The organism is Paraburkholderia sp. BCC1876, assembly GCF_902833695.1.
Classification (GTDB): Bacteria; Pseudomonadota; Gammaproteobacteria; order Burkholderiales; family Burkholderiaceae; genus Paraburkholderia.
This window is the reverse complement of record NZ_CADFGI010000012.1, coordinates 212,839-222,195: the sequence shown is the minus strand read 5'-3', so window position 1 is coordinate 222,195 and position 9,357 is coordinate 212,839. Positions and strand designations below refer to the sequence as shown.

The window sequence follows — 9,357 nt, the reverse complement described above, 5'->3', positions numbered from 1 at the left end:
TCCTGCAACTTCACCGCGTGGCCATAGGCGTCGCTGTACGACTCGCCGAACTGCACGATCTCGACGGTCGGGCCGCCATGCGAGCGCACTGCGTCGACCTTCAGTTGCGGCGTGGTCACCGGCACGACGATGATCGCCTTCACGCCCATGCGTGCCGCCGACAGCGCCACACCCTGCGCATGATTGCCCGCCGACGCGGTAATCACCCCACGCTCCAGCGCTTCCGCCGGAATGTGCGCCATCTTGTTGTACGCGCCGCGCACCTTGAACGAGAACACCGGCTGGTTGTCCTCGCGCTTCAGATAGACCGGATTGCGCAGACGCGCCGATAGGTTCGGCGCGTGTTCGAGTTCGGTCTCGCGGGCCACGTCATAAACACGCGCGGTTAAAGTTTTCTTCAGATAGTCGTGACGCAGCGCGACGCTTTCAGCAGCTTCGGCCACCTGGGTGAGTTCGTGTAACGGCAAGGCAAGCTCCTGTGCGGCAATAACGAATCAGCGGGAAATGCACCAGGAGGCAGGCCAGCGGACATAAAAAAACCCGCCTCGTGGGGCGGGTTAGTTTGTCACTGCAGACCGACGTGCGCTAACCCACCATTCGATGAATGATGCTAATAATCAGCGCAATACGGATGTCGAGGCAGTTCATGTGGTTGATCTTCGTTGACCTGGCACGCTTTGTCAATCCCTCGTCACGACGCTCGACGGCCTGCGTCGAGCGTCGCGGCGATCAATCGCGCACGCCGCTCTGCTTCTTGAACGAACTGAGAATGCGTTGTTCGAGCGCGTTGTAGTCGCGGCCGAAATGATGATCGCCCGAGGTGCGAATCACCTCGACGCCGGTCTTGCCGAGCGCCGGACACAACGTGTCCTTCTCGTCCTCGCCATAGAAGCATTGCATCAGCGAAGGCGGTACGTGAGCCAGCTCCGGCTGCACCTTCAACGCCTTGTCGCTCGCCGGCATGCCGAGCCAGCCGCCCACGCGAATCTGGAAATCGGCGTCCGGCGCGAAGCCGAGCAACGCGATCAGCGACACCTTCGACTTCAGCGTATCGGGCAAGCGGTTATAGGCGAACGGCATCACGTCCGCGCCGAACGAATAGCCGACCAGCGCGATGTGCTGCGCGTGCCAGCGCGCGCCATAGGTTTGCATGATGCGCGCGAGGTCGCGGCTGGTTTGCGCGGGCGACTTCTCACTCCAGAAGTAACGCAGGCTGTCCATGCCGATCACCGACACGCCGTCCTTCTGCAACGCCAGCGCGATGGTCTTGTCGAGATCGCGCCAGCCGCCGTCGCCGGAAATCACGATCGCCATCAGGCCGTTCGGGTGCGCCGCCGGCAACTCGATCAGCGGCAGATCGGAGACGTCGTCGTCGCTGGTCGGCAGCACTTGCAGATGCGGCGTGAGCAGCGCGACGAGGCGCGCGCGATCCGCCGTCCCCGTGGTCGCTTTTTCGACGAAGCCCGGCACCTTGTCGCGAATCACCGTGGGGTCGGGCGGGCACGGCTGAAAGCGCGCGTCGAGCGTGCGCTCGGCATCCACGGAAACGGCGCCGGCAATCGTATTCGACGGTGCCTGTTCGAGCACGTGCATCGCGAGCGTCGCGCCCTGCCCCGTACCGGCGACGATCGGCGCGAAATAACGGGCCGACTGCGATTGCCGCTCAAGTTGATGACTCAACGATTCCGCGTCGCCCACCAGCTTGTGGCAGGTCTCTTTCGTCGCGGCCAGATTCGCCGCATAGCGCGCGCTATCCACGCCGACGGTCAACGCGCCGGCCTTGGCGAGCGCCTCAGCGCTTTGCTGATCCGCCGCGCTCCAGCCGCTCGCCTGCGAATAGAGCACGACGAAGCCGCGCAATGGACCCGTGGGTTGCGTCACCGTCACGTCGCCGAAACGGCCGCCCGGCACGGTTGTAGTTGCCGCATGCGCGAACGCGCTGCCCGTGACGAGGCTCGCCGCAACGGCGAGCCGGAAAAACGATTGCAAGGTCATGAACGCCGGCCTCCTGCCAGCAATGACAGGTCCGCGAGCGTGAAGAACACGCCCACCGAACCCGACGCCGCGAGATAGCGCGGCTCCCAATGCGGCTGGAACTTGCTCTTGAAAGCTCGCAGACCGCGGAAGTTATAGAAGCGGCCGCCGAAGCGCCACACGATGCCGGCAAACCGGTGCCAGCGCGACGCGAGCGGCGTCGGCTGCATGCCGGAAAGCGGCGCGATGCCCAGACTCAGCGAGCGGAAACCCGCCTGCTTCAGATGCAGCGCGAGTTGCGTGAACAGATATTCCATCGCATACGACGACGCGCTTTCCACGTGACGCATCACGCCGACCGTCGCCTCGGTGTTCATATCCGTCGTCATGTAGGTCACGAAGGCGGCCGGTTCGCCGTTCTGGCGCACCAGCATCACCGATTGCGCGGCGAGGTATTCGTCGGTGAACGCGGCCACCGAGAAGCTTTTCTCGCGCGCGTCGCGGCTGTCGAGCCAACCGTCGGAAATCTCGCGCAGCGTTTCGAGCGACGCCGGCACGTTGGCCTGATCGATCACTTCGACGCTGAAGCCGTCGCGCTCGCCGCGCTTCAACGCATAGCGAAGATGCGCGCGATGCGAGCCCTTCAGATCGAAATCGTCGAGTACCACGTGCGCTTCCTCGCCGAGCTTCATCAGCGTGAGGCCGGCGTCGAGATACAGCGGCAACGCATTGGCGCGTACCTGATAAAACGCCGCGCGGCCGCCGTGAGTATGGGCGAGCGCAACGAACTTGCTGATCAGCCCCGCCCACTCTTCGCGCGGTCCCACCGGATCGTGCAGCGCGGCCCACGTACGGCCGTATTTCGCGTACATCAGGAAGGCTTCGCGCGACTCGGAAAACAGAAAGCTCTTGTCGCCCATCAGCGCGAGACCGGCGTCGCTGCGCTCCTGCGCGCGCACAATGCGCGCCGCGTCGTGCAGATCTTCCGGCGCCGGTTTGACGAAGCGGCCGGCGGCCGGGCGCAACAACTGCCAGAACGCGAAGATCGCTGCGAACAGACTCGCGGCCAGCGTCGCGCGCAGCGCGCGCGGCGCGCGTTCGTCGAAGGCGAATTGCCACCACAGGTCGCGCGTGTACGGCACGTCGCGGAAGGCGAACAGCATGACCCAGACGGCCAGCATCAGCACCATCGCGATCGACACCAGCCAGCCCGACGTAAAGCGTTCGGCGAACAGCGACGAATGGCGGTTGAAGCGCCGCCGCGTGGACAGGAGCAGCGCGATCAGCGTGCCGAGCACGCCCGCTTCGACGAACGCGAGACCCTTGGTCAACGACAGCCCGAGGCTCAGCACGGCCAGCAGCAGCGTCATCCACCAGGCGGCGTCCAGACGCCGCAGCAATCCGCGTGCGACGAACAGCAGCAGCACGCCGAGCACGCTGCACAGCATCTGCGAACTTTCGAGCACCCACAGCGGCAGCACGTCGCGCAGAATCAGGATGCGTTGCCAGAACGCGGGCGTCGCGCTGGAAATCACCAGCATGCCGCCGACCAGAAACGTGACGAGGCTCAGAAACAGCGGCGCGAGTTTCGACACGCCCGCCGCATGCCGCAACGGCAGACGGCTTTTTAGCGCGCGGCCTTCGAAGCCCGCGAGCAAGGCCGCCGACACGATCAGCGGCACGCCGAAGTAAATCGCGCGATAGGCGAGCAGCGCGGCGACCATCTGATGCGTTTGCACGCTGCCGTTCAGCGCGAACACCATGGCTGCTTCGAACACCCCGACGCCGCCCGGCGTATGACCGATCATGCCGAGCAGCATGGCCGCGGCGTAAATCGTGACGAAGCTCACGAAGCTCACGTCCGCATGCGGCAGCAGTGCCCACAGCGCGAGGCCCGCGGCCACCACGTCGAGCACGGCCAGGGCGATTTGCGCGAGCAGATCGCGGCGCGCCGGAATATCGAACGACAACCACTGCCAGCGCGTGCGCACCGGCCGGGTTTCACGGCGGCAGGCAGCCGCCGCCAGTGCGAGCGCGATCAGCAGCGCTGCGCCGATCCAGCGCAACGTGAACGGCGCGAGATGCAGCATCGGCGCGAGCGTATCGGCCGCGCCCACCATGCCGAGCGCCGTCATCAATACCAGCGCGAGCGCCAGCGAGACGCTCGTGAACACCGTCATACGACCGATCTGCGCCGGCGTGACACCCGTCACGCCATAGACGCGCGCGCGCACCGCGCCGCCCGTCAGCGCGCCGAAACCGGTGGCGTTGCCGAGCGCGGAACCGGCGGTGGCGCCGACCCACAGCGCCACACGCGGCACCGCCGTGCCGAGATAGCGCAAGCCGACCGCATCGCGGCCGACCAGTGCGACGTAGCTGAGCGCGGTCGCGCCGAGCGCGGCGCTCCACTCGCCGCCGCTCAGATGACGCAACTGACGCATCACCGACCGGTAGTCGACCGCTTGCGACAGATGTTGCAAGACGACCAGCAGCAGCCCGCAAATGACGAGCGCAAGCACGGGCGAGAGCATGCCCCGGCTGCCGAGCGTCTTCGATGCACGGATCAGCAGCGCGCCGAGCCGGTCGAATTTCTTGTTATATCGGTGGAACATGGTCAATGCGGGCCTTGCGTGGAGCAGTCGCGACGACGGATCGTCGGTCGCGGCGTCGCCTTACTCTGGCGATTACAAATGGATAACGGCACCGAACTGAAAAGGTTGACAGCGTCAGCCAGTTCGCAGGGATTTAACCTGGGTCGCGGATCGAAATGAGGGGCGCTCATGAGCGGCCGGGTACGCCTCAACGCGGGTGAGGCGGTCAAACCGGTCGATCTTGCCGAATGCTGATGGCGGCTGACGAACACCCTGCGGCCGAAAGGGGCTGAAGTTTAAACGCTAATCGGCGCGACGCGCCGAAAGATTCAATCTTCATGCGGCCTGCATGGCGTGATCGCGTCCGCATTAAACCTGAGCGCGCGGCATCAAGATTCGCGCGGCCCGTGCCGTAATCGAGATTAAGGGCGACGTGCAATGCACTGCACGCACCGAGTGAACTACGGCACTTGAGGCACTAGAGGGAGAACGATGATGGCGGAACAGGATTGGGTGATGGCGGGGATCTATCTGGTCGGACTGGTGTCGATGGCACTGCTGATGAGCGCGCTATCCGCGCGCGCAACCAGGGAGCGCCCGGCGGTATCGACGGTGCGGGCGCAGACCCACCGCGACTAAGGTAACGCGCAACCGGTGCGCGGCGGCGCGGCGCTTCGACGCTTTTGAAAGCGCGTCGCCCCGCGCGGTTAACGCGCGGCGCGTTCATGCGCCCCGTTCTGTGGTCCTGCTTTACTACGCGTGACGCTGACCTGACTGACTGCGGCGTTACAGGCGGTAGTGCCGCCTTATTGCCGCCTTACTGCGGACGGCGATGCGCTTCGGCCATGATCGCGCACGTTTGCAGATGGATGTTCAGCGCCTGCAGCGCCAAAGCGCGCAGCTTGCCGAGCCAGCTGTTGCTGGTGGTTGCAGTTGCAGTAGCACGGGCGGCGGCGGTGTTGGAAGCGGTGTTCATGGTGGACTCCTGTATAGGGTTTATACCTAGGCAATAACCCGATTATAGTCCACCCGTGCCGCACCGCAACAAATATCAATAATAGTCGCGCGCCTTCTGGCGTCGATTCCACGCGGTAATGGCAAATCTCAAAAAGGGTCACGACAAGGTCGTCCGCTGTTAACAAACCGCACCGTACAGGTGCAATAATGACCCCTTTGCCTGCGACCGTCCGCCGCAGCATCGCCCCATGACCGTCGTTCAGAAAGCCATGATCGCGCCTCTCATCGTCGCTTGTGCGATGTTCATGGAGAGCGTCGACGCGAACGTGATCGTCACCGCGCTGCCGGCCATGGCGCGCGACTTCGGGCGCGATCCGGTCACCCTGAAAATCGCCGTGACGAGCTATGTGCTGGGCCTCGGCGTGTTCATCCCCGTGTGCGGCTGGCTGGCCGACCGGTTCGGCGCGCGCACCATCTTTCGCACGGCGATCGGCATTTTCGTGGCCGGCTCGCTGCTGTGCGCGGCCTCGAATTCGCTCGCCACCTTCACGCTCGCGCGCTTCGTGCAAGGCGTCGGCGGCGCGATGATGGTGCCGGTCGGGCGGATCATCATTTTTCGCGTGGTCCACAAAGCCGACTTTATTCGCGCGATGAATTATCTGAGCGTGCCCGCCCTGCTCGGCCCTGCCGCCGGCCCGCTGCTCGGCGGCTTCATCACCACGTATCTGCACTGGCGGCTGATTTTCTTCATCAACGTGCCGATCGGCATTCTTGGCATTTATCTGACCAACCGGCATATCGCCAATACGCGCGAGCCTGACCCCGGCCCGCTCGACTGGATCGGTTTCGTGCTCTCGGCGGCGGGCGCGGTCCTGCTTCTGCTCGGGCTTTCGCTGGTGGGCGGCGAGCTGATATCGAATCAGAACGCGTTCGGCATGTGCGCGAGCGGCGCGGTGCTGCTGCTCGGCTACATCGCCTACGCGCAACGTGTCGAGCATCCGCTGCTGGATCTGCGCTTTTTCAAGGTGCCGACGTTTCAGGCGAGCGTGCTGGGCGGCTCGCTGTTTCGCATCGGCCTCGGCGCGCTGCCGTTTCTGTTGCCGCTGATGCTGCAGGAAGGCCACGGCATGAGCGCGTTCGAATCCGGGTTGATTACCTGCGCGTCGGCATTCGGCGGCATGTTCATGCGGGTGATCGCATCGAACGTGTTGCATCGCTTCGGCTTCCGTTCGGTGCTGGTGGTCAACGCCGTGTTGTCGGGCGTCTCGATCGCGGCCTGCGGCCTGTTTTTCCCCGGCTCGCCGGTCTGGATCATCTGGGTCGTCGTGCTGCTCGGCGGCTTCTTCCCGGCCTTGCAGTTCACGAGTCTGAATTCGCTGACCTACGCCGAAATCGCCAGCCGCGACGTGGGCCGCGCGACGAGCCTCGGCAGCGTCGTGCAGCAGATGTCGCTCGGTCTCGGCGTGACGATAGGCGGCATCGTGCTGCAGATTTCGCGCGCGCTGCATGGACATCCGAGCATCATGTGGTCGGATTTCTGGCCGGCGTTTCTGGTGGTGGGGCTGTGCTCGCTCGCGTCGATTCCGGTCACGCTGCGCATGCCGCATCGCGCGGGTGAGGAAATTGCACGCGGCGGGCGTGGTTAATGAGGGAGCGGAAGTGGCGGCACGTAGCGGAATGGGCGGCCAGAAAAGGCGCCCTCTTTCCGGTGATTTACCAGGTGCTTTACCCGGCGAGCCACCCGGTCATTCGCTGAGTCATCCCGCCGCCCACGCCGCGAGCGTATCGCCGAAGCCGCCGCGTGCGCGGGCGACCGCACGCGCACTGGTGATCACGCGCGGCGCGGCGCTCCACGCAATGCGCGCGCCAGTCGCGATCAACCGGTCGACCAGCGCGACGTCCTCGCTGCAGGTCAGCGGCGGAAACCCGCCCGCGCGACGGTATGCGTCCGCGGACACGCCCAGGTTGGCGCCGTGAATATGCCGATGACCATCGGCGTCCACATACGTCTTGCGAAAATACTCGCGCACGCTGAGCGGATGCGTGGTCCAGTCGTCGACCGCAATCGAGCCGCACACGGCATCCGCCTCCAGCGAGAGTTGCGCGACCAGCCAGCCCGCCGACACGCGGCTGTCGGCGTCGGTGAACGCGAGCCAGCGGGCGCCGTCGGCGAGTAAAAAATCCGCGCCCGTCGCGCGCGCGATGCCGACGTTGCGCGCCTTCAACGTCAAGGTCTCGACGCCGTACGCGCGCGCGATCGCGCCGCTGAAGTCGTCGCAGGTATCGAGCACGACGACGATACGCACGGTCTCGCCCGCCAGTTCCTCGTGCCGCGCTGCGCCGAGCAAGGCCGCGAGGCAAGGCGCCAGCAACGCCTCTTCGTTATGCGCCGGAACGATCACGCCGATCATAGAAGCCCCTCGCGTTGCGCCACCGAACGTGCGTCGCGCGACCAGACGTCGATCAGCAGATCGGCTTCGTCGTGATGCGCGAGACGCGTCAGGCCGCAACGCGCATCGAACAACGCATGCGCGGTGTCGGCGGATTCGAGCGCCTCGGCGAAGGGCCGGCGCCAGTGACACGCGAGCAGCGTGCCGTCCGGCGTGAGCGACGCGGCGATGCATCCGGCGAGCGCGTCGAGCTCGGCCGCATGCAGGTAATAGGCGAATTCGCTGATCACGATCAGATCGAAGGGGCCGGCCTCGGTAGGCCAGTCGCGCGGCACGGTGCGTCGTTCGATCCGCACTTGGGGGGCGGCGGCCATGCGTTCGCCGGCGAGTTGCACGGCGCGTTCGTGGAGATCGGCGGCGAGTAGCGCGTCGCAGCGTTTGGCCAGTTCGAAGGTCAGCTCGCCGTTGGCACAGCCGGGTTCGAATGCATTGCGGTAGCGCGGACGCGGCAATAGCGCGAGGGTAAGCGAGCGTTTGCGGCTTTCGTACCAGCCTTCGCGCAGGTTCCAGGGGTCGTCGCTGTGGCGGTAGAGGTCGTCGAAATAGGTTGCTGATGAGGTCGATGGTGAGGCCGATGTCGTGTCGGCGGCCCGTTCCTCGGTGCGGGGCGTTAGAGCGTCCATGGCGCGGTTCCGGGATCGTTGGGGGCGACGCTGGCGGGTGGGTTCGAATTGGTGTTCGAGTTGGTGTTCGGGTTGGCGTTGGCGTGCGCATCGATGCCCGTGTTGCTATGCGCGGCTGTCATCAGTGCCCCAAGCGCGGCAAGATCACGCTCCGCGTGGCTTTGCCGCAGAAACACCGGCAAATCCGCCAGCGCGCGCGCAAAACGTGCGTCACGGCACAACGGACCCGCGCCAAGCGCGCGGGTCGCGTGGTGCATGACTTGAGTCGCCGCCTCCTCCACGACGAGGCGTGCGCGCAGCGCCACGCGTTGCGCGTCGGCGAGCGGGTTTGCATCGATCCACGCAGCGGTTTCACGCAACACGGCAGCGGCCGATGCCAACGCGACTTCAATCGCGCCCAGATGCGCCAGACGATGCGCGTCCGCTTGCGGCGACGACGTCTCGCGCACCCGTTGACCGATCCGCGCCGCGGCACCGTACCAACACGCGGCGATACCCGCTCCGCCCTGCCAGAAACCTGGCCGGCGCACATAGGCGTGCGCTGTGCCGATCAACGTTGCGGGCGTCTGCGCGAAGCGGACGTCCGCGCTGGCCGTGGCCTGCATGCCGATGGCCTGCCACTTCGACGAATCGATCGCGATTGTCGGCTGATCCATCGCGACGGCTACGAGCACGGGTTCGTCGTCCAGCCACGCAGTCACGAGCGCATGACTGACGACGGCCGCGCCCGAACACCAAGCCTTCGTGCCGGTGAGATGCACT

At 65.4% G+C, this 9,357-nt stretch carries 8 protein-coding genes and 1 pseudogene; 2 read left to right on the top strand and 7 right to left on the bottom strand.

Annotation, left to right across the window (positions count from 1 at the left end; genetic code table 11):
* The 3 genes from HWY05_RS32425 to mprF all read right to left on the bottom strand — a co-directional run.
* Positions 1–467, bottom strand: a 467-nt coding sequence (locus HWY05_RS32425; RefSeq protein ID WP_176060899.1) for a pyridoxal-phosphate dependent enzyme, incomplete at its 3' end; no start/stop codon positions are given.
* Positions 468–729: 262 nt separating this feature from the next.
* Positions 730–1,995 carry a virulence factor family protein gene (locus HWY05_RS32420; RefSeq protein WP_176060898.1) on the bottom strand — a complete coding sequence of 422 codons (1,266 nt, stop codon included), beginning with the start codon at positions 1,993–1,995 and terminating at the stop codon, positions 730–732.
* Positions 1,992–4,586, bottom strand: coding sequence for a bifunctional lysylphosphatidylglycerol flippase/synthetase MprF (mprF, locus tag HWY05_RS32415; protein WP_035545766.1), 2,595 nt, complete (start codon positions 4,584–4,586; stop codon positions 1,992–1,994). The genes HWY05_RS32420 and mprF overlap by 4 nt, the downstream gene beginning before the upstream one ends.
* A gap of 471 nt (positions 4,587–5,057) precedes the next feature.
* Between mprF and HWY05_RS32410 the strand changes: the two genes are divergently transcribed.
* Positions 5,058–5,204 carry a hypothetical protein gene (locus HWY05_RS32410; protein ID WP_176060897.1) on the top strand — a complete coding sequence of 49 codons (147 nt, stop codon included), beginning with the start codon at positions 5,058–5,060 and terminating at the stop codon, positions 5,202–5,204.
* A gap of 178 nt (positions 5,205–5,382) precedes the next feature.
* Here HWY05_RS32410 and HWY05_RS32405 read toward each other — a convergent pair whose 3' ends face one another.
* Positions 5,383–5,541 carry a hypothetical protein gene (locus HWY05_RS32405; protein ID WP_176060896.1) on the bottom strand — a complete coding sequence of 53 codons (159 nt, stop codon included), beginning with the start codon at positions 5,539–5,541 and terminating at the stop codon, positions 5,383–5,385.
* 229 nt (positions 5,542–5,770) lie between these two features.
* On the opposite strand from HWY05_RS32405, the gene HWY05_RS32400 reads away from it, so the two are divergent.
* Positions 5,771–7,168 carry an MFS transporter gene (locus tag HWY05_RS32400; protein ID WP_035545768.1) on the top strand — a complete coding sequence of 466 codons (1,398 nt, stop codon included), beginning with the start codon at positions 5,771–5,773 and terminating at the stop codon, positions 7,166–7,168.
* 111 nt (positions 7,169–7,279) lie between these two features.
* Here the strand turns inward: HWY05_RS32400 and HWY05_RS32395 are convergent, their stop codons facing one another.
* The 3 genes and pseudogenes from HWY05_RS32395 to HWY05_RS32385 all read right to left on the bottom strand — a co-directional run.
* A complete protein-coding gene (locus HWY05_RS32395; protein ID WP_176060895.1) occupies positions 7,280–7,933 on the bottom strand; it encodes a glycosyltransferase in 654 nt (217 codons plus the stop codon).
* Positions 7,930–8,595, bottom strand: a complete 666-nt coding sequence (locus tag HWY05_RS32390) for an SAM-dependent methyltransferase (protein WP_176060894.1) — start codon at positions 8,593–8,595, stop codon at positions 7,930–7,932. Before HWY05_RS32390 ends, HWY05_RS32395 begins: the two co-directional genes overlap by 4 nt.
* Positions 8,583–9,356: pseudogene (locus tag HWY05_RS32385) on the bottom strand (acyl-CoA dehydrogenase); the annotation flags it as partial. The gene HWY05_RS32390 and the pseudogene HWY05_RS32385, both read right to left, overlap by 13 nt.
* Between the last annotated feature and the right edge of the window lies 1 nt (position 9,357).

What these genes read in the sequence shown, in the direction of transcription:
- HWY05_RS32395 (WP_176060895.1), bottom strand. Translation starts at nt 7,933, where the DNA reads ATGATCGGCGTGATCGTTCCGGCGCATAACGAAGAGGCGTTGCTGGCG.
- mprF (WP_035545766.1), bottom strand. Translation starts at nt 4,586, where the DNA reads ATGTTCCACCGATATAACAAGAAATTCGACCGGCTCGGCGCGCTGCTG.
- HWY05_RS32410 (WP_176060897.1), top strand. Translation starts at nt 5,058, where the DNA reads ATGATGGCGGAACAGGATTGGGTGATGGCGGGGATCTATCTGGTCGGA.
- HWY05_RS32390 (WP_176060894.1), bottom strand. Translation starts at nt 8,595, where the DNA reads ATGGACGCTCTAACGCCCCGCACCGAGGAACGGGCCGCCGACACGACA.
- HWY05_RS32400 (WP_035545768.1), top strand. Translation starts at nt 5,771, where the DNA reads ATGACCGTCGTTCAGAAAGCCATGATCGCGCCTCTCATCGTCGCTTGT.
- HWY05_RS32420 (WP_176060898.1), bottom strand. Translation starts at nt 1,995, where the DNA reads ATGACCTTGCAATCGTTTTTCCGGCTCGCCGTTGCGGCGAGCCTCGTC.
- HWY05_RS32405 (WP_176060896.1), bottom strand. Translation starts at nt 5,541, where the DNA reads ATGAACACCGCTTCCAACACCGCCGCCGCCCGTGCTACTGCAACTGCA.